The sequence below is a fragment of the Bradyrhizobium sp. BR2003 genome, assembly GCF_009720285.1.
Lineage (GTDB): Bacteria > Pseudomonadota > Alphaproteobacteria > Rhizobiales > Xanthobacteraceae > Bradyrhizobium > Bradyrhizobium elkanii.
Map to the genome: position 1 here is coordinate 202,343 of NZ_SMYJ01000025.1, position 24,716 is coordinate 227,058.

Consider the following 24,716-nt stretch of genomic DNA (forward strand, 5'->3'; position numbering starts at 1 on the left):
TCTGGAGTTCTGCCATGTCGCGAAATCTGGGCAGCGGATACGAGGCGATCAAATCGCCTTGGACGGATTACGCGATCTACAGTCTACCCGATGCCTCTCGGGTGGAAGCCTGCGACCGTCAGCCGCTGATGGACGCCATGAACGGCATCATTGCCGTCAACTGGCAGGCCACCGAGCCGCACTGGACGGCAACCTCCTCGCCCTTCGACAAGAAGTATAGCCTGATCCTTGTCTACGATCGGTCTGGCCTCATTGCCTTCTCCGTCTACCGCGTCCTGGAGATGTCGGCCGGACTTGGCATCTATCGCAGCGGCACGGAAGTGCTCCCGGCGCACCAGGGCCGCGGCTTCTACGGCTTCTTCACATCGGAAGTCCTGAAATGCTCCGGGGCCGCCGCGAGAGCCGCGGGCAACGTGATCTACGGCTGGCGAACCCGCAACCCGATCGTCTGGGCAGCGAACGCTAAAATTTGCGAAAAAGTGACTCCTTCTTTGCTCGACGACACGCAGGATCTCGCCCTGCAGGCGGCCTGTATCGAGATGTGCACCTCGCTCTATCCGGGCAAGCCGCTCGAACTGCCCGACATGATCATGCGTGGCGCTTACGGCCACATTAAGCACCATCGGCAGGCCTATCATGGCACCGCGTCGCTGGTCGATGCCGCGATGTTGCGGAAGATTCCGAATTCAGCGGATGCCCTTTTCTCGGTGGGTTACGCGAGGGTGTGATGTCGATGCTCGGACAACAAGCTGTTTATGCCCCGACGTCGCGCTTCACCGATCGCGCCTATCTCGCGTGGACTGCGGTGGCCATCGCCTACGCCATTGCCTTCCTGCAGCGCGTATCGCCGCAGTCGGTCAGCCTCAGTTTCATGCACGACTTCAACACCGACGCGGCCGGCGTTGCGATGCTCGCCTCTAGCTACTTCTGGGGCTACACCTTGATGCAAATTCCGGCAGGCCTTCTGGTCGACCGTTACGGCGTCAAGCGCGTCGTCCTCGTCAGCATGATCGCCTCCTCGCTCGGCAGCGCCGCGTTCGCGCTGGCACCGAACCTGCTCGACGTTTTTGTTGCACGCCTGATCGTCGCCTGCGGCGATGCGCTGGTCTTCACCGCACTCCTGAAGCTCGTGGCACAAAGCTTCACGGATGAGCGGTTCGGCATGATGTCGGGCATTTCGCAGGTCTCGGGCTATGTCGGCGGCGTAATTGCGACCACGCCGCTTGCAGCTGCGGTTTCAGGCTTTGGCTGGCGGGCCTGCTTCCTGTTCATCGCGTGCATTGGATTGGCCAACCTCGCTTTCGCCAAGCTCGCGCTCAAGCCGGATCCGGCCTCGCACAGCAACAAGACGTTGAAGGGCGTGGTGCTCGCCGCGCGGCGATCGCTGGCTCATGTCGGGAACTGGGGTTGCGCAATGACGTTTGCGTCGCACTTCGCGGTGGTGACGACGCTGTCGGGCGTCTGGGGCATTCCGATGGTCGCGCACTTCTTCCACATCTCCCCGACGGCGGCCGGCACGCCCCTGCTCGCCTTCATGATCGGCAATGCGCTCGGCTCGATCTTCCTGGGTCACGCCGCCGATCGCGCCGCGGCGGCGCTTGACCGCGCGCTGATCGGCATTTGCGTGCTCCGCATGCTGCTAATCGCGATGCTGCTGCCGCCGATCGCCCAGACATTTGGTCTCGCCTACGTCACCGTCGTGTTTACTGTCTTGGGGCTCGTCGCCGGCGGCACCGTCCCGCTGGTGCTGAAATGCGTCAAGAAGCTCTACACCGCCGATCTGATCGGCGTAGGCGCATCCGTGAACACCACAGCCGCCGGAATCTTCGCCGGCATCTCGCAGCCCATCATCGGCTTCGCGATGCTCGCCGCCAGCAACGCCTCGGGGACCGACGCCGTACACAACACGGCCGCGATCGGCGACGGCGGCTACAGCGCCTTGATTGTCATTCTGCTTCTCATGTCGCTGCCGGGCATTGCCGGGCCGCTCTTGATGAGAAGCAAGTTGATAGCTCGTTAGTGTCGTTATGAGTGTAGGGGGTGTTATGGAGCGCTTGTTCTTGAGAAAAGGCGAAGTCGCGTCAAACTTTCCGGTCAGCAGCTGGCAGAGCGTGATGTTCTCCGAGTTTGAAGCGCAGATGAGCAGCGAGGCAAGGCCGTTCCCTTGCGTGTTCGGCGTGACCGGACATCGCCAGGATCAGCTCCGCTACCTGTTCCTCGACCCATATGATGTGGCGGTGCTGGGCGAGCAACTCGGGCAATATGTCTCGCAGGCGCGCTCGTTCGGTCCCAACACCTCGTTGATCGTGTTCACGCGACCCCGCCCGGTACAGACGCTCGATGCCTATTATCGCAAGATGTGGCTGACGCTCGACCAGCTCGCACGGCTGGACAAGAACCCGTGGCCATCGGAGATTCCGGAACAGATCGACCACCCGATGTGGGAGTTCTCGTTCGCGGGCGAGCCGATCTTCGTGGTCTGCACGACGCCCGCGCATGTGATGCGCCAGAGCCGCCGGTCCAGCGCCTTCATGCTCACATTCCAGCCGCGCTGGGTGTTCGAGAAGATCCTCGGGACGGAGAAGGCCGCGAACGCCGCGTTCGCGGAGGTGCGCAAGCGCCTGATCCCGTACGACAGCGCGAGCCCCTCTCCGCTTCTGGGCCGCTACGGTGCGACCGACGGCCGCGAGTATCTGCAGTACTTCCTGCACGACGACAACAATGCGAGCTCGGGCTGCCCCTTCGCCAAGCTCGCGCAGAACAAGACGCCACCGATCGCGAACAAGGAGCAGGCAGCATGACCCAGATCATCGCAGGCACGAAGACTGAATTTGCCATCGACCCGGAGATCCTGAACCTGCTTCCGGCCCAGGGTTCGGTCGAGCTGCAGCATGATGCGGCCGGCAAGGTGCATCAATTCCATACCCATCCGGTCGACGAGATCCTGATGATCATCAGCGGCCGGCTGCACTTCATCTGGGATGGCGGCGAGCGGGTGGTTGGCGCCGGCGACACCATCCTGCTGCCAGCCGGCACGCTGCATCAATCCGAAGCGCTCGAGGGCGGCGCAATCTATGTGATCGCGACGCAAACGCCCGCCAAGCCGATGAACAACTGACGCACAGGAAAGATTTGCGAGCACCTCAGGACAGAGAGGGATCGCGCGGCGGCTCAACCGCCAAACGTTCGACCAGCTCGATGACCTCGGAACGCTGGTCGGGCGCAAGTCGAAGGAAGGCCTTCAACAGTCGCAGGCTTTCCAGTGTTTCGCTCGATGGAGCTCCGAGCTTCTTCTGCAGCTCTGCAACGTATGTGGGATTTTTCATCTCGCACCTTAAGTGAGGATTACGAATGGCATACCCAGGTAAACGTGAAGGCTTGGCCCAGAAGGTCGACACCGCAGCACAAGAGGCCGAACGCCTCGGCCTCACCACGGCAACCCTCATCCTCCGGATGGCACGCCTCGAGATCGATCGGGCGGAGCCCGAGGAAGTTGAAAGTATGCCAAGGAACAACCTGCGCAGCAAGCCGAACTGAGTTCCCGAAACGGACCAGCTCCCGGGCCGCCGGCGACGCGCCGGGGCCTGCGACGCCTGAAAGACATCTCGCGAGGCGAGAGGCTTTCCTCTCGCCTGCGGTCAGGCTGGTTTGCGAATAGTTGATCCTCTGTGCAGGCCGAGCACGCCGGAGCGTTTTCGAGCGAAGCGGATACGGGTTCTCGTCAAGGAAACGCGTCAAACCAGAATATGGAGCCCCGTTCCGATTCCATCGGAACGGAAAAGGCCCTAGAAGCGTGGCTGATCATCAGGCCTGTTCGGCGACTTTCAGGGCCTCGGTGCGGATCTCTTCCACGAGCCGTTCCTTCAGCACGACGAATTCGGGCGTGGTCTTGATCTTGTAGGAGCGGGGATGCGGCAGATCGACCGTGATCTCGGCCTTGATGCGGCCGGGCCGGGCGCTCATGACGATGACGCGGCTGCCGAGGAAGATCGCTTCCTCGATGTCGTGCGTGACGAACAGCACCGTCTTCTGGTCGCGCTCCCAGATCCCGAGCAGCATCTCCTGCATCAATGCCCGCGTCTGGTTGTCGAGCGCACCGAACGGCTCGTCGAGCAGCAGGATTTTCGGATCGTTGGCCAGCGCGCGGGCGATCGCCGTGCGCTGCTGCATGCCTCCCGACAGCTGCTTGGGCCAGTGGTTCTCGAAACCGGATAGCCCGACCCGGCGGATGAAGGCATTGGCGATGTCGTGGCGCTCCGCTTGCGACACGCCGCGCTCGCGCAGGCCGAAGGCGATGTTCTCGCGGACCGTCAGCCATGGGAACAGGGTGTAGGACTGAAACACCATGCCGCGGTCGGCGCCGGGGCCCGTGACCTCGCGCCCGTCGAGCGTAACGCGCCCGCTGGTCGGCCGGTCGAGCCCGGCGATGATCCGGAGCAGGGTGGATTTTCCGCAGCCGGAGGGGCCGAGAATGGTGACGAAGTCGTTGTCGCCGACATCGAGCGTGGTCGGCTCGAGCGCTCTCGTCGGCGCGTTGCCGGCACGGGCGGGGAAGGTTCGCGAGACCTGATCGATCCTGAGCGCGGTCATGCGAGCTTCCACGGGAACAGCCAAGCGTTGAAGGCCTTGAACAGGAAGTCGGAGATCAGGCCGATCAGCCCGATCACGATGATGCCGAAGATGATCTGGCCGGTGTTGAGCAGCGCCTGGCTGTCGGTGATCATGTGCCCGATGCCCGATGACGAGCCGATCAGTTCGGCCACGATGACGTAGGTCCAGGCCCAGCCCAGCACCAGCCTGAGGATTTCAGCAATCTCGGGCGCGGCGGAGGGCAGCAGCACCCGGCGGATGATGCCGCGGTCGCGGGCGCCGAGCGTGTAGGCGGCCTCCACCAGATCGCGCCGTGTGGCACCGACGGTGACCGCGACCATCAGGATGATCTGAAACACCGCGCCGATGAAGATCACCAGCAGCTTCTGCAACTCGCCGATGCCGGCCCACAGGATCAACAGCGGGATGAAGGCCGACGCCGGCAGATAGCGCGCAAAGGACACAAACGGCTCGAGAAAGGCCTCGATTGGCTTGTAGGCCCCCATCAGCACGCCGAGCGGCACCGCGATGACGGCAGCAAGCACAAACCCGCCGATCACGCGCCAGATCGTCATCCCGATGTCGAACAGAAAGCCTTGCTTGGCGAGCAGCTCATAGCCTTCCTGCACCATGGTGAGCGGGTTGGCGAGGAAAGTCTTCGACACGTGGCCGCCGAACGTGGCCCAGGACCAGAGGGCGACGAACAGCACGAAGAAGGCGAGGCCATAGGCCACGCGCTGCTTCGATGTCGTGGGCTCGAGAGGACGCATCAATTGATCCAGGCGTATCTCATGCTCCGGTCCCGTCCGCTGCGTCGCGAGGCGGCACCGGCAGAAATGGTTGCTGCGTTACTTGATGAAGCTGGCGTCGTAGATGTCTTCGACCTTCGGCGCGGCCTTGATGATGCCGACCTCGAGCAGGAGCTCGGCAGCGTCCTTGTTGAAGGTGAGGAAGTCGCCGGCGAAGAATTTCTGGTTGGCGGCCTTGTCCTGCCAGCGCAGGTACTTTGCCGAGTTGCCGAACTGCTCGCCGCTCTGCTTCACGTCGGCGCCCATGATCTCGTAGGACTTGGCCTGATCCTTGGCGATCATGTCGAGCGCCTCGAAATAGCTGTCGGCCAGCGCCTGCGCCGCCTTCGGATTGTCGGTCAGGAATTTCGGCGTGCAGCCGAAGGTATCCATCACGATCGGGTAGTCGAGCGTGGTCGCGATGATCTTGCCCTTGTCGGGAGCGGCGCGCACGGTCGACAGATAGGGCTCGTAGGTCATCGCGGCATCGTTCTGGCCGGAGACGAAAGCCTGCGCCGCGGCGGCGGGCTCCAGATTCACCACCGTGACGTCCTTCACCGAGAGGCCGTTCTTCTTCAGCATCCAGGCCAGCGCGAAGTAGGGCGAGGTGCCCGGCGCCGATGCCGCGACGGTCTTGCCCTTCAAGTCCTTGATCGCGGCGACGTCGTTGCGCACGGCCATGCCGTCGGCGCCATAGCTCTTGTCGAGCTGGAAGATCTGCTTGGTCGCGACGCCGTTGGCATTCCAGGAGATCCACGTCTCGACCGTCGTCGCCGCGCACTGGATGTCGCCCGAGGCGATCGCGAGATGCCGGTCCTTCTGCGGGATCTTCTTCAAGGTTACGTCGAGGCCGTTCTTCTTGAAGATTCCGGCTTCCTTGGCGAGCGTCAGCGGCGCGAATCCGGTCCATCCGGAGATGCCGACGCCGACCTTGACGTCATCCGCTGACGCGGCGGTGGACGCGAGCAGCACTGCGATTGCGGAAAATAGCTTGAAAGAACGCATGATTGTCGACCTCTTGAACGATGGATTGAACCCGGTTGATGTCTTCACGTCAGTCGCGGCGGATTGCCGCACGAAGCATGTCGGCGGATGATGGCCCATGATGCATTGCATGAAATATGCCGCGCAAGGCGTCCTCAGCCTCCCTTGAAGCGGGCGACCAGGCGATGCGTCTCGCCTGGGTAATGCAACCGCACCGCCGTCACCGTGCGCGCGCTGCGCCAAGTGTAGCGGTCGATCACGAGGCAGGGCGCGCCGACCGCGATGTCGAGCGCCTCGGCCGTGCGATCGTCGGCGACGACGGCACTGATCGTATGCTCGGCTTCGGTCCACGGCACATGATGCAGCAACCACGAGCCGGGCGGCTCGCGCGCGAAGTCCGCGTTGGCAGCCTCCGGAACCGTGGAGAGATCGATCAGCCTGTCCTCGACGGCGAACGGCACATTGTCGGCGCTGTGCCGGCAGGCGATCGCGACCACCTTGCCGGCCTTGTCCATGCCGAGCCGGGCCCGATCGGCCGATGTTGCGGTACGGCGCCGGCAATCAATCAGCTGATAGCCATAGCTGCGGCCGAGCGCGGTGATCTCGGCGCGGATGTCGGCGATCTTGAGCACCGCCGACAGATGCTGTGGACGGCGCACGAAGGTGCCGGCACGGCGCCGCCGCTCGATCAAATCGGCCTGCGCCAGCTCCGACAACGCCTTGTTCACCGTCATGCGCGAGCAGCGGTAGCGCGCCATCAATTGGTGCTCGAACGGGATGCGATGCCCGGGCGGCCATTCGCCGGTCAGGATCCGGGTCTCTATGTCGAGCCGGATGCGCTTGTAGAGCGTCGGCTTGCCGGCTGCATTCGGCTTGGCCTGGTCGGAGGCGAGGCTCATGCGACGAGCCTCCGCACGCTGGCATTGAACTGCTCGCGCGCCTTGTCGCGCAACCGGTGCCGTCCGCCCGCGACGACCCTGTCGCCGCCGGCCCAGACGCAATCGATCGCGTCGCTGCCGGTTGCAAACAGCCAGCCGTCGAGAACCGCATCGCCCGACCGTCCCGCGAGGGACGGGTGCGCGGTGTCGAGAGACACGATGTCGGCGCGCGCACCGGGCGCGAGCCCGGCCTTGGTCTGTGCCAGAGCTTGCGCACCGCCCGCGAGCGCGTGATCGAACAGGGCGCGGCCGGTGGATGCGCCGGGACGCCCCGAAAACACGTTGCGCTCGCGGTGCTTCAGCCGCTGGCCGTATTCGAGCTGACGCAGCTCGTCGGCGACCCCGACCAGCACATTGGAATCGGTTCCGATGCCGAACCGGCCGCCCGCCGCGAGGAATTCGCGCGCGGAAAAGATGCCGTCGCCGAGACTTGCTTCGGTGACGGGGCAAAGGCCGGCAACCGCGCCGCTGCGGGCGAGCGCTGTGACTTCCTGCTCCGTCATGTGGGTCGCGTGAATCAGGCACCAGCGTTGATCGACGGGCGCATGTTCGAGCAGCCATTGCACCGGCCGCTGTCCCGACCAGGCGAGGCAATCCTCGACCTCGCGCACCTGTTCGGCGGCGTGGATGTGGATCGGGTCCGCCCCGGCAAGTAGGATGATCGCCGCCAGCTCATCCGGCGCCACGGCGCGCAGGCTATGCGGAGCGATGCCGATATTGGCGCCAGGTAGGTCTCGGATTGCCTCACGCGAGGCAGTCATCAGCGTGGCAAACTGATCGACCGAGCAAATGAAGCGGCGCTGCCCGGCATGCGGTGCAGCGGCGCCGAACGTGCTGTGGGCGTAGAAACTTGGCAGCAGCGTGAGTCCGATGCCGGAGGCGTTGGCGGCCTCTGCGATGCGCACGGCCATCTCGGCGGCATTGGCGTAGGGCGCGCCGTCCCGATCATGATGCAGATAGTGGAACTCGCCGACGCGGGTAAAGCCCCGCTCGAGCATCTCGACGTAGAGCAGGATTGCGACGGCGACGACGTCGTCCGGCGTCATGGTCAGCGCGAAGCGATACATCGTCTCGCGCCAGGTCCAGAACGTATCGGTCGTGTCGCCGCGCAGTTCGGCAAGGCCGGCCATGCCGCGCTGAAAGGCGTGGCTGTGCAGGCTCGCCAATCCCGGAACCGCCAGTTGGTGACGTTCGTCGCCGGCGGCAGGCGCGACGCCCACCGTCACCGACGCGATCGCGCCATCGGAAACGACGACCTGCACGTCATTGGCCCAGCCCGAAGGCAGCAGCGCGAATGCGAAATGCAGTCGTGTCATTTTTCCACGCCGGCTGGACAGAACCCAGACACGATTATATGTCTAGACATATAAGTCAAGCATCCCACATCGAGGGGACGATCGCATGGCAGAGCGCTTCGACCGTATCTGGCACAACGCCCGGCTCGCCACGATGCGCAGCGACCGCACCGATCTCGGCGAGGTCGAGCGGGGTCTGATCGCGTTGCGCGACGGCCGCATCGTCTATGCCGGCGTGCAGTCGGATTTTCCTGTGGATGCGGACGCCGTTGAGCGGATCGATTGCGCCGGCCGCTGGATCACGCCCGGGCTGGTCGATTGCCACACCCATCTCGTCTTCGGCGGCAATCGCGCGCACGAGTTCGAGCTGCGCCTGAAAGGCGCGAGCTACGAGGAGATCGCGCGCGCGGGCGGCGGCATCGTCTCGACCGTCGCGGCGACGCGCAGCGCGACCGAGGCCGAGCTTGTCGCCGGCGCGCTGCCGCGGCTCGATGCGCTGATCGGCGAGGGCGCAACCACCGTCGAGATCAAGTCCGGCTATGGCCTCAATGCCGAGACCGAGATGCGGCAGCTTGCGGCGGCACGCAGCCTCGCCCGCCTGCGGCAGGTCGCGATCCGCACGTCGTTCCTCGGAGCGCATGCGTTGCCGCCTGAAGCCAATGGCGACAAGAACCGCTACATCGATCTGGTCTGCAACGAGATGCTGCCGGCCGTGGCCAAGGCCGGCCTTGCCGATGCCGTCGACGGCTTCATGGAGGGGATCGCGTTTTCCGGAGAGCAGACGGCGCGGGTATTCGAGGCGGCGCGGTCGTTGGGACTGCCCGTCAAGCTGCATGCCGATCAGCTGTCCAATCTCGGCGGCGCGGCGCTGGCCGCAACGTTTTCGGCACTGTCAGCCGATCATCTGGAGCACACCGACGAAGCCGGCGCCGCGGCGATGGGGAAGGCCGGCACCGTCGCGGTCCTGCTGCCCGGCGCGTTCTATTTCATTCGTGAGACGCACAAGCCGCCGGTCGAGCTGTTTCGTAGCCACGGTGTAAACATGGCGCTGGCGACCGATTGCAATCCGGGCAGCTCACCGCTCACCTCGCTCCTGCTGGCGATGAACATGGGTGCAACGCTGTTCCGGATGACGGTCGCCGAATGTCTCACAGGGGTGACGCGAGAAGGCGCGCGTGCGCTCGGCATCCTTGCCGAGACCGGCACGCTCGAGGCCGGCAAGTGGTGCGATCTGGCGATCTGGGACATCGAGCGTCCGGCTGAACTGGTCTACCGCATCGGCTTCAACCCGCTGCACAACCGGGTGTGGAGGGGACGATGAACGATCGGGATGCGCCTGTCGTCGTGACGCCTGGAACCGTCGGCCTCGACGTTCTGGCGCGCGTGCTCGCCGGCGCGCCCATCGTGCTCGATCCATCGTGCTGGCCGCGTGTCGAGGCGGCCGCGGAGATCGTGGCGAAGGCGGCGCGTATTGACGTTCCCGTCTACGGCATCAATACCGGCTTCGGGAAGCTGGCATCGACACGCATCGCGCCCGACCAGACCGCGCTGCTTCAGCGCAACCTCATCCTGTCGCATTGCTGCGGAGTCGGTCCGAGCACGCCCGAGCCGATCGTGCGACTGATGATGGCGTTGAAGGTGATTTCGCTCGGTCGCGGCGCATCCGGCGTGCGCCGCGACGTGATCGAGCAGCTGCAGGGCATGCTGGCGCGCGGCGTCACTCCGCTGGTGCCGCAGCAGGGCTCGGTCGGTGCCTCCGGCGATCTCGCGCCGCTCGCCCATATGACCGCGGTCATGATCGGGGAGGGGCAGGCATTCCTTGATGGCAAGGTCGTGCCGGGCCGCGAAGCCCTTGCGACTGCCGGCCTCGCGCCGTTGACGCTCGGACCCAAGGAGGGGCTCGCGCTGATCAACGGCACGCAGTTTTCCACCGCCTATGCCATCTCCGGCCTGCTGCGTGCGCATCGCCTGGCGTGTGCCGCGCTGGTGACAGGCGCGTTGTCGGTCGATGCGGCGATGGCGTCGACGGTGCCGTTTCGCCCCGAGATACAAGCGCTGCGTGGCCATGACGGCCAGATTGCCGCGGCCGCGGCCCTGACCGCGCTGCTCGACGGCAGCGACATCAGGCAATCGCATCTCGAAGGCGACGAGCGCGTGCAGGATCCCTATTGCCTGCGCTGTCAGCCGCAGGTCGCGGGCGCCGTGCTCGACCTGCTCGCGCAAGCCGCCCGCGGGCTGACGGTTGAGGCCAATGCCGTCACCGACAATCCGCTCGTCCTGGTCGAGGCTGGCGAGATCGTGTCGGGCGGTAATTTCCACGCTGAACCGGTGGCGTTCGCCGCCGACCAGATCGCGCTGGCGCTCGCGGAGATCGGCGCGACCAGCGAGCGCCGGATCGCGACCCTCGTCGATCCCGCCTTGAACTTCGGCCTGCCGCCGTTCCTGACGCCCGAGCCTGGCATCAACTCCGGATTCATGATCGCCGAGGTGACGGCGGCGGCGCTCTATGCCGAGAACAAGCAGCGCGCCTTGCCTTGCTCGATCGACTCGACGCCGACCAGCGCCAATCAGGAAGATCACGTCTCGATGGCCGCGCATGCCGCGCGCCGGCTGTCGGACATGGCCGACAATCTCGCCGCCATCCTCGGCATCGAGCTGCTGGTCGCGGCGCAGGGCATCACGCTGCGCGCACCGCATGCGACCAGCGCACCGCTCGCGGCAGTCATCGCCGCGCTGCGGCAGCACGTTCCCGCGCTCGCCGCCGACCGCTACATGGCCGACGATCTCGCGCGGGCCGCATCGCTGATCGAAGCCGACGCGTTGCCCGCCGCTGCGATCGCGGTGCTTCCGACCGATCCATTTCCAAGACTGACTTAGAAGACTCTGACTTAGAAGACTCTGACTTAGAAGACTTGCTTAGCAGGGACATCCGTCATGAACCGCCGACTGGACAACGAACGCATCATCCGTGCACCCCGCGGCACCGACATCAGCGCCAAGAGCTGGCTGACGGAAGCGCCGCTGCGCATGCTGATGAACAATCTGGACCCTGACGTCGCCGAGCGCCCGAGCGAGCTCGTGGTCTATGGCGGCATCGGCCGCGCAGCGCGCGACTGGGAGAGCTTTGACCGGATTGCCGCCTCCTTGCGCAAGCTCGAAGGCGACCAGACGCTGCTGGTGCAATCCGGCAAGCCGGTCGGCATTTTTCGCACCCACGCGGATGCGCCACGCGTCCTGATCGCGAATTCCAACCTGGTGCCGCATTGGGCAACGCTCGATCATTTCAACGAACTCGACCGGCAAGGCCTGATGATGTTCGGCCAGATGACGGCAGGCTCATGGATCTATATCGGCAGCCAGGGAATCGTGCAGGGGACCTATGAGACGTTCGTCGAGGTCGGCCGCCGGCACTATGGTGGCAGTCTCGCCGGCAAATGGATCCTGACGGCAGGTCTCGGCGGCATGGGCGGCGCCCAGCCACTGGCCGCGACCATGGCCGGCGCCTCGATGCTCGCGGTCGAATGCCAGCCGAGCCGCATCGAGATGCGGCTACGCACGGGTTATCTCGACCGCCAGGCGACGACGCTTGACGAAGCGCTGGCGATCATTGCTGAAGCGGTCAAGAGCCAGAAGCCGGCGTCGGTCGGCCTGCTCGGCAATGCGGCCGAGATCTTTCCCGAGCTGGTGCGCCGCGGCGTGCGCCCCGACATCGTTACCGACCAGACCAGCGCGCATGATCCGATCAACGGCTATTTGCCCAAGGGATGGACGCTCGTCGATTGGGAAGCCAAACGCGCGGCCGACCCCAAGGCCGTTGAGACGGCAGCCAAGACCTCGATGGTCGATCACGTCCAGGCCATGCTGGATTTCCACGCGCAGGGAATCCCGACGCTCGATTATGGCAACAACATCCGCCAGATGGCCAAGGATATGGGCCTGAAGCAGGCGTTCGATTTTCCGGGTTTCGTTCCGGCCTATATCCGCCCGCTGTTCTGCCGCGGCGTGGGACCGTTCCGTTGGGCAGCGCTGTCAGGCGATCCCGAGGACATCTTCAAGACCGATGCCAAGGTCAAGGAGCTGATGCCCAACGACAGCCACTTGCACAATTGGCTCGACATGGCCAAGGCGCGCATCAAGTTTCAGGGGCTGCCGGCGCGGATTTGCTGGGTCGGGCTCGGCGACCGTCATCGGCTTGGCCTTGTCTTCAACGAGATGGTGGCGCGCGGCGAGCTCAAGGCGCCGATCGTGATCGGGCGCGATCATCTCGACAGCGGCTCGGTGGCGAGCCCGAACCGCGAGACCGAGGCGATGCGCGACGGCTCCGACGCCGTGTCCGACTGGCCGCTGCTCAATGCCTTGCTCAACTGCGCGAGCGGCGCAACCTGGGTGTCGCTGCATCACGGTGGCGGCGTCGGCATCGGCTATTCGCAGCACGCCGGCATGGTCATCGTCGCGGACGGCACGCCGGAGGCGGCGCGCCGGCTCGAGCGCGTGCTGTGGAACGATCCGGCCACGGGCGTCATGCGCCACGCCGACGCCGGCTATGACACGGCGATCGAATGCGCCCGCGCCAACGGGCTCGATCTGCCCAGCCTGCGCTGATGGGACCCTCCTGATCGGGAGCTGTTCGTGGCGCAATCTCGTCGCAGCTCTCAACCGTCCGGTTGATGTACGCGAGGTGACCGGCCGGACATGCCTTGATGCGGGAAATCGGCGCTGCGGCTACCGGAGATAGGTGGTCCGTGGAGTGCTGCGCCTGTGATCCATCGCGGGTGACACATTAATCTGCCTGGTTTCGCGTCAGCTTCGCTGACAGGATGAGCGGCCAGGGTCCTTGTCTCGCGGCAGATGGCATGCAATCTTCCGCAGCCGGCAATGCTGTTCGAGAGCAACAAGAACAATAATCCCTCTCGTCCCTCCAATTCTGTCGAGGGCCTGATCATGTCGAACCTTACCCAAACGACATCCGCTCCGTGGCGGATAGGAGTGCTGTTCTCGCGAACCGGCTTCATGTCGGTGATCGAGGAGACCCAGTATCAGGGCACGCAACTCGCGATCGAAGAGGTGAATGAAGCGGGCGGCGTCTGCGGCCGCGAGCTGGTTCCCGTTGCCTATGACCCCGGATCGGACTCGGCCGCCTATGGCCATTACGCCAAGCGGCTGATGATCGAGGATCAGGTCAGCACGATCTTCGGCTGCTACACCTCGTCGAGCCGCAAGGCGGTGCTGCCGGTGGTCGAACGGCTGAACGGTCTGCTCTGGTATCCGACGCTTTACGAAGGCTTCGAGGCGTCGCCCAACGTCATCTACACCGGCGCATCGCCGAATCAGAACAGCCTCGCACTGTGCCGCTATTTGATGGATACGTTCGGAACACGGTTCTATTTCGTGGGGTCGGATTACATCTATCCGCGCGAGTCCAACCGGGTGATGCGGGAGCTGCTCAAGAGCAATGGCGGTTCGGTCGTTGGCGAGCGCTATGTCAATGTCTATGCGCGCTGGCAGGATTTTGTGCCGATCATCCAGGATATCAAGCGTGTCAGGCCCGACGTGATCTTCTCGACCGTCGTTGGCGAGGGCACGGTGTTCCTCTATCAGGCTTACGCGAATGTCGGGCTCGATCCAAAGCAGGTGCCGATCGCCAGCCTGACCACGACGGAAGCCGAAATCGCCGCCATGGGCTTCGACGTCGGCGAGGGACACGTCACGGCGGCATCGTACTTCCAGGGCGTCGAGGGCAGCGCCAACAATGCGTTTGTGCAGCGCTTCAAGAAGCGGTTCGGCGCCGATATCTCGACCAACATGTGCGCCGAGGCGTCGTACTTCCAGCTGCATCTGTTCGCGAAGGCGCTCGAGCAGGTCAATTCGCTCGACACCGAGGTGCTCCGCTCGATGGTGTTCGGCACCAGCTTCGATGCACCGCAAGGTGCGGTCACCGTCAACCCAATGTCGGGTCATACCGACCTCTGGACCCGCATCGGGCGCGCCAACCGCCAGGGGCAGTTCGATGTCGTCAGCCAGTCGAAGGAGCCGGTGCATGCGGATCCGTTCCTGATCGGATATGGTCGTGCAACGCAAACAGGAAGCGTCCAATGAACGAAATGTCGCGTAAGCCGTCGCTGAGCCGAGACGTCGGCGGACGCAAGACCATGGTTCAGGAACTTGCCGATCTGTCGGCGGTGGTGGTCGCGCCGGTCGACGATCAGGTCGGCATGTTGCTGCGCGAGTTGCAGCGGTTCCGGATGCGGGTGCGGCAGGTCTGGCCGATGCCGGAGAGCGTGCCGGCCGATGCCGACGTAGTGTACTGCGAATATTCTCCTGACCTGGCGCGGCGCCTGCCATGGATTCCCGGCGATGCACGCTCGGCGCTGGTTGTGATCCTGCCGGCGACGGAGGTCGTGCACGCCGACGCGCTGTGTCATGCGACGCCGAACGCCGTTCTGCCGCGGCCGTTCACGCAAAATGCAGTGCTGTCCAGCCTCGTGCTGGCGCGCAGTCAATTTGGTTACGAACGGCGGCTCCGCAGCAAGATCGAGAAGCTCGACGACAATCTGCGCTCGATGCGCACGGTGGAGCGCGCCAAGGCGATCCTGATGGCGACGCGGCAGATGCCGGAAACCGAGGCCTATGGCTTCATCAGACGACAGGCGATGGATCGTCGCGTGTCGGCAAGTGCCGTCGCCGCGGCGATTGTTGACTCGTTCGAACTGCTTGGCTACGATCATCAACAGTAAGCCCCAATAGCGGGGCCGGCGGCGACAGCGCCGCCTTCGACACAACCGGCAACAAAGCCCTCCCAATGCTCGCGTAAGCGCGCATCGGGAGGGCTTTTTGTTTTTTCAGTCCTGAAGGGAGCTAGGGATGAGCATTTCACGGCGGACTTTGCTGAGGAATACCGCGGCGCTTGGCGCGTTTGCCGGCGCCGGACTGCCGCACATCTGGATCAAGAACGCCGACCTCGCTTACGCCGCCGGCGGCGAGATCAAGGTCGGCGTGCTGTTCTCGCTGACGGGAACGACCGCGATCATCGAGGAATCGCTCAACAAGGCGACGCTGCTTGCCATCGAGGAGATCAATGCTGCAGGCGGCATCAAGGGCAGCAAGATCGTGCCGATCGTCGAGGACCCCGCGTCCGATCCGGCGACCTTCTCGGAGAAGGCTCGCAAGCTCGTCGTCGGCGACAAATGCGTCAGTGTGTTCGGCTCCTACACCTCGGCAAGCCGCAAGGCGGTGCTCCCGGTGTTCGAGCGGCAGAACAATCTCTATTGGTATCCGACGCTCTATGAAGGCCGCGAGTGCTCGAAGAACGTGATCTACACCGGCGCGGTGCCGAACCAGCAGCAGGATGAGTTCGTGCCCTGGTTGGTCAAGAAGTTCGGCAAGAAGTTCTACCTGATCGGCTCCAACTACATCTATCCGAAGGAAGAGAACAACTACTGCAAGAAGCTGCTTGAGAAGCTCGGCGGCGAGGTCGTGGCGGAAGAATATGTGCCGCTCGGTCATTCCGAATTCTCTTCCGTCATCAACAAGATCCGCTCGACGCAGCCGAACGTGATCTTCTCCACCGTGGTCGGCGATTCCGTGGTCGCACTGCATCGTCAGTACAAGGCGGCCGGCCTCGATCCCGAGAAGATGCCGATGGCGAGCCTGACGACCTCCGAGAACGAGGTCGCTGCGATGGGCGGCGAGGCGGCCGCCGGTCATTTCACCTCGGCGCCTTACTTCATGGTGCACAAGTCGCCGGAGAACGAGAAGTTCGTCGAGGCCTACAAGAAGCGTTGGGGCGCCGACAAGGTGACGCATTTCGTGTCGGAGGCCTGCTACTTCCAGACCTACCTGTTCAAGCAGGCGGTCGAGAAGCTCGCGACCAGCGACCTCACGCCGCCGAACATCCGCGACGCCGTCAAGGGCCAGGAAGTGATTGCACCGCAGGGCAAGGTCCGGATCGAGCCGGAGAACCTGCACACCTGGCTGTGGCCCAAGATCGCGCAGGCGAAGTCGAACGGACAGTTCGAGATTCTTGTCGAGGCCAAGGAGTGGCTGAAGCCGGTGCCTTACGCGGCCTATCCCGGTCAGTCATGCACCGAGAAGGGCCTGGTCGAGAAAAGCTGACGACGGGGGCTGACGAAGGCCGTCGGCGTGCGGCGCCGGCGGCCTGCATCCCCAAAACGAATGCGGCCTCTCGCACGAACGGGTGGGAGGGGCAGGGCGCACAAAACGAACATCGAAAAGCGGATCCCGACGTGGACCAATTCATCGAACAAATCGTCACCGGCCTCAGCATCGGATCGATCCTGCTGCTGGTCGCGCTGGGCCTGTCGATCATCTACGGGTCGATGGGCATCATCAATCTCGCCCATGGCGAGTTCGTGATGCTCGGCGCTTACGCGGCCTGGGTGTTCCACACCTATCTCGGGCTCGGCCTGCTGGCGAGCCTGGTGCCGATCTTCCTCGTGGTCGCCGCGTTCGGCTGGGTCATCGAGCGTTATGTCCTGAGCTTGCTCAACAACCGGCCGCTGGACACGATTCTTGCGACCTGGGGCGTCGGCATCATGTTGCAGCAGGCGGTGCGGCTGATGGTCGGCAGCGAACTGCGCTACGTGCAGCTGCCGCCGGCGCTGTCCGACAGCATGGACGTGTTCGGCATCCCGGTATCGTCCTATCGGGTGTTCCTGTTCGTGGTGTCGATCGCGCTGTTCGTGGCGACCTGGTTGCTCATGAATCGCACCACAGTCGGAATGAAGCTGCGCGCGATCATCCAGGACCGTTCGGTCGCCGCCTCGTTCGGCATCAACGCCAAGCGGGTCTATGCGCTGACTTTCGCCTATGGCGCGGGACTGGCGGGACTGGCCGGCGCGCTGGTGTCGCCGCTGAAGAGCGTGTCGCCCGATATGGGCACCGGCTATGTGGTCGATGCCTTCATGGTGGTCGTGCTCGGCGGCGTGCAGAGCCTCGCCGGCACCGTGGCGAGCGCCTTCATCCTCGGCGAGCTCTCCGGCGGCATCGCCTTCCTGCAGAACGACACGGTGGCCAAGGCGATCGTGCTGCTCGCCATCGTCGTGCTCATCCGTTTCCGCCCCGAGGGGCTTTTCACCGCACGCGTGCGGGCCTGAGACAGATCGCTCATCTATGCCGTCGCATGTTCCCAACCCCAACGGATTGCAGCGCCTGATCGCGCAGCTGGCACCTCTGTTGATCGTCTGCGCTGTGGTGTTCGCGCTGCCGGTGCTGCTCAACAACGACTTCCTGCTCAACAAGGTCGCGCGTTATCTGGTGCTGGGGATCCTCACGGTGTCGCTCGGGCTGTCCTGGGGATTCGGCGGCATCCTGAATCTCGGCCAGGCGATGAGCTTCGGGCTCGGCTCCTACGCCATGGCAATGGCGCTCAAGCTCAAGACCGTGCCGGTGCACACGGGAGCGAGCGGACTGCCGGACTTCATGGTCTGGAACAATGTCCAGCATTTGCCGTGGTTCTGGGAGCCGTTCCGCTCGCTGACCTTCGCGATCGCCGCCGGCCTGATCGTGCCGGCGCTGGTCGCGGCGGCGCTCGGCTGGTTCATGTTCCGGGGGCGCGTCACCGGCGTCTATGTCTCGATCATCACGCTCGCCACCATGGTGGTGATCAATCTCGTGATCATCGACCAGCAGAGCTACACCGGCGGCTTCAACGGCATCACCGATCTCGCCCAGCTCGAGATCTTCGGCGTCGCGTTCGATGCCTATGGCCGTGCAACCTACTATCTCGTGGCCGGCTGTGTCCTGCTCAGCCTGCTTGTCGCCTTCGCCTTCACAAGAACCAAGGCCGGCTTGATCGTGCAGGCGATCCGCGACCATGAGAGCCGGGTGCGCTACTTCGGCTACGACGTCGCGCTCTACCAGATCTTCGTGTTCGCGCTGTCGGCGGCGATCGCGGGCCTTGCCGGCATGCTCTACACGGTGGTGATGGAGTTTGCCTCGCCGACCTTCCTCGGCGTGCAGCTTTCGCTTTCGGTCGTGGTGTGGTGCGCGGTCGGCGGCCGGCAGAGCCTGGTCGGTGCGTTCCTTGGCGCGGTACTGGTGGCGGGCATGCAGGGCGCGCTGTCGGAGTCCGCAGCGTTCCTGGAAACCTGGACGCTGGTGATGGGCGCGCTGTTCGTGCTCGTGGTCCTGTTCCTGCCGAAGGGGCTCGCCGGTCTCGCGCAAGCTGCCCTGCGCTGGATCGTGCTGCGACGACAAACCGCGAGTGGCGGCGTTGCGCAGGGCGTCGGCCAGACGGAGGGCAGCACATGAGCTCCCATCTCGATCTCCGCGACGTTTCCGTCAGCTTCAACGGTTTCAAGGCGCTCAATTCACTCAACATGAGCGTGCGCAAAGGCGAGCTGCGCTGCCTGATCGGGCCGAACGGCGCCGGCAAGACCACGGCGCTGGACATCATCTGCGGCAAGGTCAAGCCGAGTGCCGGCACGGTGAGCTTTGACGGAACGGCGCTGCAGGATCTCGAGGAATACGAAATCGCCCGTGCCGGCGTCGGCCGCAAGTTCCAGGTGCCGAGCGTGTTCCGCGAGCTCTCGGTCTCCGAGAACCTTGAAGTGGCGCGAGCCCGGCGCACGAGCGTCTTCGGCAATCTGCGCTGGAATATCGGCAACTCGGGGCGCGAGCATGTCGAGCGTCTCGCTGAACTGGTCGGGCTCACCGAGCAGCTCGACCGGCCGGCGGCCTATCTGTCGCACGGTCAGACCCAGTGGCTGGAGATCGGCATGCTGGTCGCCCAGGACGCCGAGCTGATCCTGATGGACGAGCCCACCGCGGGCATGACGGCGCAGGAAACCCGCAAGACCGCCGAACTGTTCGCTCGGCTGAAGGGCAAGCACACGCTGATCGTGGTCGAGCACGACATGGGCTTCGTCAAGGCGATCGGCGACATCATCTCGGTGATGCATATGGGCCAGATGCTGGCCGAGGGCACCGCCGCTGAAGTCGAGGCGCATCCGGAAGTGCGCCGCGCCTATCTCGGATCGGGAGGCATCAGCCATGCTTGAGCTGACCGACGTCGACGCCTTCTACGGCAACAGCCGCGCCCTGCAGGGCATCAACCTGACGGTTGGCAATGGCGAATTCCTCTCGGTGCTCGGCCGCAACGGCGTCGGCAAGACCACACTGATGCGCAGCATCCTCGGCCTGATGGACCGGTGCACCGGACGGCTGTCGCTCGACGGTGCCGACATCTCGCCGCTGCGGACCTACCAGCGCGCCAAGGCCGGTATCGCCTATGTGCCGCAGGGCCGCGGGATTTTGCCGAAGTTCACTGTGCGGGAAAACCTGACGCTCGGGACCTTCGCCGCGAAATCGGCCAACGGCATCGAGGAGTGGGTTCTCGAGCTGTTTCCGGTCCTCAAGGACTTTCTCAATCGCTACGGCGGCAATCTCTCCGGCGGCCAGCAGCAGCAGCTTGCGATCGCGCGTGCGCTGCTGGCCAAGCCCAAGGTCATCCTGCTGGACGAGCCGACGGAGGGTATCCAGCCGAACATCGTCGAGCAGATCGAAGACGTGATCGTCAGCCTCAATCGCGAGCGCGGAATCACGGTCGTGCTGGTCGAACAGAATGTCGCGTTTGCGCGGCGTGCGTCTCACCGCTTCGCGTTGCTCGAAAAGGGACGCGTCGTCGCCAAGGGTACGATCGGTGAGCTCACCGATGATCTCATCCAGCTGCACATGGCCGTGTAGCGGGACTTATCGCTCAGGAAAAGGGAGTCGAGACATGTTGCATGGAGACATATCGAGCAGCAAGGACACGGTCGGCGTTGCCGTGGTCAATTACAAGATGCCGCGCCTGCACACCAAGGCCGAGGTGCTGGATAACGCGCGCAACATCGCCAAGATGGTCGAGGGCATGAAGCTCGGCCTGCCGGGCATGGACCTCGTGATCTTCCCGGAATACTCGACCCACGGCATCATGTACGATTCCAAGGAGATGTACGAGACCGCGTCGTCAGTGCCGGGCGAGGAGACCCGGATCTTCGCGGACGCCTGCCGCAGAGCGAAGGTCTGGGGTGTGTTCTCGCTGACCGGCGAGCGCCACGAGGAGCATCCCAACAAGGCGCCGTACAACACCCTGATCCTGATGAACGACAAGGGCGAGATCGTCCAGAAGTACCGCAAGATCATGCCGTGGGTGCCGATCGAGGGCTGGTATCCCGGCGATTGCACCTACGTCTCGGACGGGCCGAAGGGACTGAAGATCAGCCTGATCATCTGCGACGACGGCAACTATCCGGAGATCTGGCGGGACTGCGCGATGCGCGGCGCCGAACTGATCGTCCGCTGCCAGGGCTACATGTATCCGGCCAAGGAGCAGCAGATCCAGATCTCGAAGTCGATGGCCTGGGCCAACAACTGCTACGTGGCGGTCGCCAACGCCTCCGGCTTCGACGGCGTCTATTCCTACTTCGGCCATTCCGCGCTCATCGGCTTCGACGGCCGGACCCTTGGGGAGTGCGGCACCGAGGAGAATGGCATCCAGTACGCGCAACTCTCGGTGTCGCTGATCCGCGACGCCCGCCGCAACATGCAGTCGCAGAACCATCTCTTCAAGCTGATGCACCGCGGCTATACCGGCCTGATCAACTCCGGCGACGGTGATCGCGGCCACGCGGTCTGCCCGTACACCTTCTACAAGAACTGGATCACGGACCCCGAAGGGACGCGGGAGATGGTTGAAGCCATGACCCGTCCGACCGTCGGGACCGATGAATGTCCGATCGAGGGCATTCCGAACCAGAAAGTCGCACATCGCTAGGTGACATCGATGATCGGCGCCGGCGCGATGTTTCGCGCCGGCGTGGTTCGATGCAACGGCGGACACTTCCTCGCGGAGGAAACAGGGGGGACATCATGAGCGGTCAATCGAACAGCGGGCTGGTTCATCAGACCGAAGGGCAGATCGACGACCTTCTCGGCCATGAATTCGAGCACGAGCCGGTGCCGATGAGCGCCCGGCGCAGCGCCTTCTCGGTCACGATGGTGTGGCTGGGATTTCCGATGATCATCACCGGCGCGATGACCGGTTCGCTGCTGGTGCTGGGCATGGGGTTCAAGAATGCACTGGTGGCGATGATCGTCGGCAACCTGATCATGTTCGCCTATGTGGGCGCGCTCGGGCTGATCGGCACCAGGCGCGGCATGAATTTCGCGCTGATCGCCAGCATCGTGTTCGGAAAAAAGGGCTATGTGCTGGCGTCGGGCCTGCTGTCGACCCTGCTGCTCGGCTGGTATGCGGTGCAGACCGGCATCACCGGCGCGCTGATCTCCTCGACCTACGGCCTCAATTACGTGGCGATGACCATCGTCGCCGGCGTGCTCTATATCGGGATTACTTTTGTCGGCGTGAAGGGATTGCACTGGATCGGGCTGGCGTCGGTGCCGCTGTTTGTCGTACTCGGCCTCTGGGTCGCGGCCGATGCCGCCTCGACCACGACGTCAGGGGCGATCTTCGCCTATGCCGGCAACAATGGCGTCGCCAGCATGTCGATGGGCGTCGGCCTCACGGTGGTGCTCGCGCTGTTCATCGACGCCGGCACGGTGACGGCGGACTTCAACCGCTGGGCGCCGAGCGCGCGGGCCTCGCTGTTCGCGACGTTCAGCGCATTTCCGTTCGCCAACCTGGCGGCGATGCTGGTCGGCGGCGTGATGACGGCGGCGCTCGCCGTGCCGAACGCCAATCCGTTCGGTGTCGACAACATGTTCGGCTACATGAACGGCAAGCAGCTCACCTGGCTCAGCATCCTCGCTTTCATCTTCCTCTACGCCAATCTCGGCTCGGTCTGCTCGCACTGCCTGTACAATGCGGCCACCGGCTGGTCGCGCATTCTCGGGACCAACATGCGGCTGATGGCAGTGGTGCTCGGCGCGCTCGGCATCCTGGTCGCTGCCGGCAATGTCTGGGCGTTCTTCATCCAGTGGCTGTCGCTGCTCGGCATCCTGGTGCCGCCGATCGGCGCGATCATCCTGGTCGACCAATACCTGCTGCGGGCCGAGGCGCGCGCGGACGTCGACTGGCGTGCGAAGCCGTTCATCGCCTGGGGCATCGGGTCGCTGTGTGCCTTTGCGGTTGAAAACCTGATGCCGGGACTGTCCACTGCGATCTCCGCCGCGGTGGTCGCAGGCATCGTGTACGGGGCGATCGCACGGGTGGAGTCTCCGACCGAAAAGGTGGCGCGTCCGGCGTAAGCGATCAGCTCGATCAAGCAAGAAGGGTGCATCAATGAGCGTCGACTATCAGACCCATGATCTCGGCAATTTGACCTTGCAGCGCGGCGCGACCATTCGCGACTGCAAGCTCGCCTACAAGACCTATGGCCAGCTGAACGCGGCCAAGGACAACGTCATCGTCTATCCGACCTGGTACTCGGGTCAGCACTACGACAATGAATGGCTGATCGGACCGGGCAGGGCGCTCGATCCGGCAAAGTACTTCATCATCATTCCGAACATGCTCGGCAACGGGCTGTCGTCGTCGCCGAGCAACACGCCGGAACCGTATAACGGACCGCGTTTCCCGCAGGTGACGGCCTATGACAATGTGCGCGCCCAGCATCGGCTGGTGACCGAGAAATTCGGCATCAAGCACATCCGTCTCGTCGTCGGCTGGTCGATGGGCGCGTTGCAGACGTTCCATTGGGGTGCGCTGTATCCGGATATGATGGACTTGCTGGCGCCGTTCTGCGGCTCGGCCAAATGCTCGCGCCACAACTTCGTGTTCCTCGAGGGCGTGAAGGCGGCACTCACCGCGGATGCTGCGTGGAAGGAGGGCTGGTACACCGACAAGCCGGCCCGCGGCCTGCGCGCCGCCGCGCGCGTCTATGCCGGCTGGGGCTTTTCGCAGGCCTTCTATCGCGAGCAGCTCGACATCAAGACGCTGGGCTATTCGTCGCTGGAGGATTTCCTGGTGGCGTTCTGGGAAGGCTTCTTCCTGCCGAAGGATCCCAACAACCTGCTGACCATGCTGTGGACCTGGCAGCACGGCGATATCAGCGACAACGAAATCTACAACAGCGACTTCAAGGCCGCGCTGAGGGCGATCAAGGCCAAGGCCTATGTCATGCCGGGGCAGACCGATCTGTATTTCCCACCGGAGGACAGCGCGTTCGAGGTCGAGAACATGCCGAATGCCAGGCTCGTGCAGGTACCGTCGATCTGGGGCCACTTCGCCGGCGGGCCCGGGACCAATCCGGTCGATGTCGCCTTCATCGACAGCAAGCTCAAGGAACTGCTCGCATCGTGATATCGACCGGTTGCGAACGGCTGCCTGCGCGATGATGGGAGGCGTGAGCTTGTCCAATCCTGCCCTGCTGCTCGACCAGTACCGCATCCGGGAGGAGCCGTATTACCGGCCGCTCAAGGATGAGGTCGAACTGTTCGGCGCAGCCTATGCCAATCGCATGCCGGTGATGCTGAAAGGCCCCACCGGCTGCGGCAAGACCCGCTTCATCGAATACATGGCGTGGCGACTCGGCCGCCCGCTGATCACGGTCGCCTGCCACGAGGACATGACGGCGGCCGATCTGGTGGGGCGCTGGCTGCTCGATGCACAGGGAACGGTGTGGAGCGACGGGCCGCTCACCACCGCCGTGCGTCTTGGCGCGATCTGCTATCTCGACGAGATCGTCGAGGCGCGCCAGGACACGACGGTCGTGATCCATCCCTTGACCGACGATCGTCGTGTACTGCCGCTGGAAAAGCGCGGTGAATTGATCCACGCCCATTCCGACTTCCAGCTCGTGATCTCCTACAATCCGGGCTACCAGAGCGCGATCAAGGACCTCAAGGAATCCACCAAGCAGCGCTTCGCGGCGCTGGATTTCGGCTATCCTGATCGGCCGGTCGAGACCGAGGTGGTGTCGCGCGAAGCCGGCATCGAACCGAACCTCGCCGATCTCCTGGTGAAGATCGCCCAGCATAGCCGCAACCTGAAGGGGCAGGGGCTCGACGAAGGCGCGTCGACCCGCATGCTGGTCAATGCCGGCCGCTTGATCGGATGCGGCATCAGCCTCGAAAAGGCCTGCGAGACCACGATCGTCGTGCCCCTGACCGATGATGCGGACACCAGGAACACGTTGCGCGACGTGATCTCGGCCTGCGGCTAA

At 64.1% G+C, this 24,716-nt stretch carries 25 protein-coding genes; 19 read left to right on the forward strand and 6 right to left on the reverse strand.

The features are described 5' to 3' along the window. Positions 1 to 14 precede the first annotated feature (14 nt). From E2I15_RS18490 to E2I15_RS18505, 4 genes are read left to right on the forward strand one after another with little or no spacing between them, the layout of a single operon-like run. Entirely contained in the window at positions 15 to 728 is a 714-nt protein-coding gene (locus tag E2I15_RS18490; protein ID WP_170991489.1) for a hypothetical protein, read from the forward strand. Further along, positions 728 to 2,020 (forward strand): MFS transporter, encoded by a 1,293-nt coding sequence (locus tag E2I15_RS18495; protein ID WP_137478608.1) that lies wholly within the window; start codon positions 728 to 730, stop codon positions 2,018 to 2,020. The genes E2I15_RS18490 and E2I15_RS18495 overlap by 1 nt, the downstream gene beginning before the upstream one ends. 40 nt (positions 2,021 to 2,060) lie before the next feature. After that, entirely contained in the window at positions 2,061 to 2,801 is a 741-nt protein-coding gene (locus tag E2I15_RS18500) for a YqcI/YcgG family protein (protein WP_229188818.1), read from the forward strand. Further along, on the forward strand, positions 2,798 to 3,118 hold the full coding sequence (locus E2I15_RS18505) for a cupin domain-containing protein (protein WP_038379151.1): 321 nt from the start codon (positions 2,798 to 2,800) through the stop codon (positions 3,116 to 3,118). Before E2I15_RS18500 ends, E2I15_RS18505 begins: the two co-directional genes overlap by 4 nt. 25 nt (positions 3,119 to 3,143) lie before the next feature. Here E2I15_RS18505 and E2I15_RS18510 read toward each other — a convergent pair whose 3' ends face one another. Beyond that, entirely contained in the window at positions 3,144 to 3,326 is a 183-nt protein-coding gene (locus E2I15_RS18510) for a hypothetical protein (RefSeq protein WP_016847357.1), read from the reverse strand. Between the two features lie 25 nt (positions 3,327 to 3,351). On the opposite strand from E2I15_RS18510, the gene E2I15_RS18515 reads away from it, so the two are divergent. Beyond that, entirely contained in the window at positions 3,352 to 3,537 is a 186-nt protein-coding gene (locus E2I15_RS18515) for a hypothetical protein (RefSeq protein ID WP_016847356.1), read from the forward strand. Between the two features lie 267 nt (positions 3,538 to 3,804). Here the strand turns inward: E2I15_RS18515 and E2I15_RS18520 are convergent, their stop codons facing one another. From E2I15_RS18520 to E2I15_RS18540, 5 genes are all read right to left on the reverse strand, one after another. Continuing rightward, positions 3,805 to 4,590 (reverse strand): ABC transporter ATP-binding protein, encoded by a 786-nt coding sequence (locus E2I15_RS18520; protein ID WP_155262452.1) that lies wholly within the window; start codon positions 4,588 to 4,590, stop codon positions 3,805 to 3,807. Then, complete coding sequence (locus E2I15_RS18525; protein WP_018270830.1) at positions 4,587 to 5,360, reverse strand: ABC transporter permease; 774 nt, start codon at positions 5,358 to 5,360, stop codon at positions 4,587 to 4,589. The genes E2I15_RS18520 and E2I15_RS18525 overlap by 4 nt, the downstream gene beginning before the upstream one ends. A gap of 78 nt (positions 5,361 to 5,438) precedes the next feature. Next, positions 5,439 to 6,383, reverse strand: coding sequence for an ABC transporter substrate-binding protein (locus E2I15_RS18530; RefSeq protein ID WP_026192569.1), 945 nt, complete (start codon positions 6,381 to 6,383; stop codon positions 5,439 to 5,441). Positions 6,384 to 6,517: 134 nt separating this feature from the next. Further along, positions 6,518 to 7,261, reverse strand: a complete 744-nt coding sequence (hutC, locus tag E2I15_RS18535) for a histidine utilization transcriptional repressor HutC (RefSeq protein ID WP_137476276.1) — start codon at positions 7,259 to 7,261, stop codon at positions 6,518 to 6,520. Next, positions 7,258 to 8,616, reverse strand: coding sequence for a formimidoylglutamate deiminase (locus E2I15_RS18540; RefSeq protein ID WP_137476275.1), 1,359 nt, complete (start codon positions 8,614 to 8,616; stop codon positions 7,258 to 7,260). Before E2I15_RS18540 ends, hutC begins: the two co-directional genes overlap by 4 nt. 85 nt (positions 8,617 to 8,701) lie before the next feature. Here E2I15_RS18540 and hutI point away from each other — a divergent pair, with 85 nt between their 5' ends. From hutI to E2I15_RS18610, 14 genes are all read left to right on the forward strand, one after another. After that, positions 8,702 to 9,916, forward strand: coding sequence for an imidazolonepropionase (gene hutI / locus E2I15_RS18545; RefSeq protein WP_137476274.1), 1,215 nt, complete (start codon positions 8,702 to 8,704; stop codon positions 9,914 to 9,916). Continuing rightward, a complete protein-coding gene (gene hutH / locus E2I15_RS18550; protein WP_137476273.1) occupies positions 9,913 to 11,472 on the forward strand; it encodes a histidine ammonia-lyase in 1,560 nt (519 codons plus the stop codon). Before hutI ends, hutH begins: the two co-directional genes overlap by 4 nt. Before the next feature lie 57 nt (positions 11,473 to 11,529). After that, positions 11,530 to 13,197 carry a urocanate hydratase gene (gene hutU, locus E2I15_RS18555; RefSeq protein WP_137476272.1) on the forward strand — a complete coding sequence of 556 codons (1,668 nt, stop codon included), beginning with the start codon at positions 11,530 to 11,532 and terminating at the stop codon, positions 13,195 to 13,197. Between the two features lie 339 nt (positions 13,198 to 13,536). Continuing rightward, positions 13,537 to 14,691 (forward strand): transporter substrate-binding domain-containing protein, encoded by a 1,155-nt coding sequence (locus E2I15_RS18560; RefSeq protein ID WP_028331424.1) that lies wholly within the window; start codon positions 13,537 to 13,539, stop codon positions 14,689 to 14,691. Next, the gene (locus tag E2I15_RS18565) at positions 14,688 to 15,329 is read left to right on the forward strand and encodes an ANTAR domain-containing response regulator (RefSeq protein WP_137476271.1); all 642 of its coding nucleotides are present in this window, start codon (positions 14,688 to 14,690) and stop codon (positions 15,327 to 15,329) included. Before E2I15_RS18560 ends, E2I15_RS18565 begins: the two co-directional genes overlap by 4 nt. 127 nt (positions 15,330 to 15,456) lie before the next feature. Then, positions 15,457 to 16,707, forward strand: coding sequence for a transporter substrate-binding domain-containing protein (locus E2I15_RS18570; protein ID WP_057015919.1), 1,251 nt, complete (start codon positions 15,457 to 15,459; stop codon positions 16,705 to 16,707). A 131-nt stretch (positions 16,708 to 16,838) separates the two neighbouring features. Beyond that, positions 16,839 to 17,708: an urea ABC transporter permease subunit UrtB gene (gene urtB / locus E2I15_RS18575; RefSeq protein WP_092080021.1), complete on the forward strand. Its 870-nt coding sequence runs from the start codon at positions 16,839 to 16,841 to the stop codon at positions 17,706 to 17,708. A 16-nt stretch (positions 17,709 to 17,724) separates the two neighbouring features. Then, the gene (gene urtC, locus E2I15_RS18580; protein WP_137476270.1) at positions 17,725 to 18,864 is read left to right on the forward strand and encodes an urea ABC transporter permease subunit UrtC; all 1,140 of its coding nucleotides are present in this window, start codon (positions 17,725 to 17,727) and stop codon (positions 18,862 to 18,864) included. Further along, positions 18,861 to 19,613 (forward strand): urea ABC transporter ATP-binding protein UrtD, encoded by a 753-nt coding sequence (gene urtD, locus E2I15_RS18585; RefSeq protein ID WP_018270838.1) that lies wholly within the window; start codon positions 18,861 to 18,863, stop codon positions 19,611 to 19,613. The genes urtC and urtD overlap by 4 nt, the downstream gene beginning before the upstream one ends. Then, a complete protein-coding gene (urtE, locus tag E2I15_RS18590) occupies positions 19,606 to 20,298 on the forward strand; it encodes an urea ABC transporter ATP-binding subunit UrtE (protein ID WP_018270839.1) in 693 nt (230 codons plus the stop codon). Before urtD ends, urtE begins: the two co-directional genes overlap by 8 nt. 34 nt (positions 20,299 to 20,332) lie before the next feature. After that, positions 20,333 to 21,370: an aliphatic amidase gene (locus E2I15_RS18595; protein ID WP_137476269.1), complete on the forward strand. Its 1,038-nt coding sequence runs from the start codon at positions 20,333 to 20,335 to the stop codon at positions 21,368 to 21,370. Positions 21,371 to 21,465: 95 nt separating this feature from the next. After that, the gene (locus E2I15_RS18600; protein WP_137476268.1) at positions 21,466 to 22,800 is read left to right on the forward strand and encodes a purine-cytosine permease family protein; all 1,335 of its coding nucleotides are present in this window, start codon (positions 21,466 to 21,468) and stop codon (positions 22,798 to 22,800) included. A gap of 34 nt (positions 22,801 to 22,834) precedes the next feature. After that, positions 22,835 to 23,854 carry an alpha/beta fold hydrolase gene (locus E2I15_RS18605; RefSeq protein ID WP_137476267.1) on the forward strand — a complete coding sequence of 340 codons (1,020 nt, stop codon included), beginning with the start codon at positions 22,835 to 22,837 and terminating at the stop codon, positions 23,852 to 23,854. 34 nt (positions 23,855 to 23,888) lie between these two features. Further along, positions 23,889 to 24,716, forward strand: coding sequence for a CbbQ/NirQ/NorQ/GpvN family protein (locus E2I15_RS18610; RefSeq protein WP_137476266.1), 828 nt, complete (start codon positions 23,889 to 23,891; stop codon positions 24,714 to 24,716).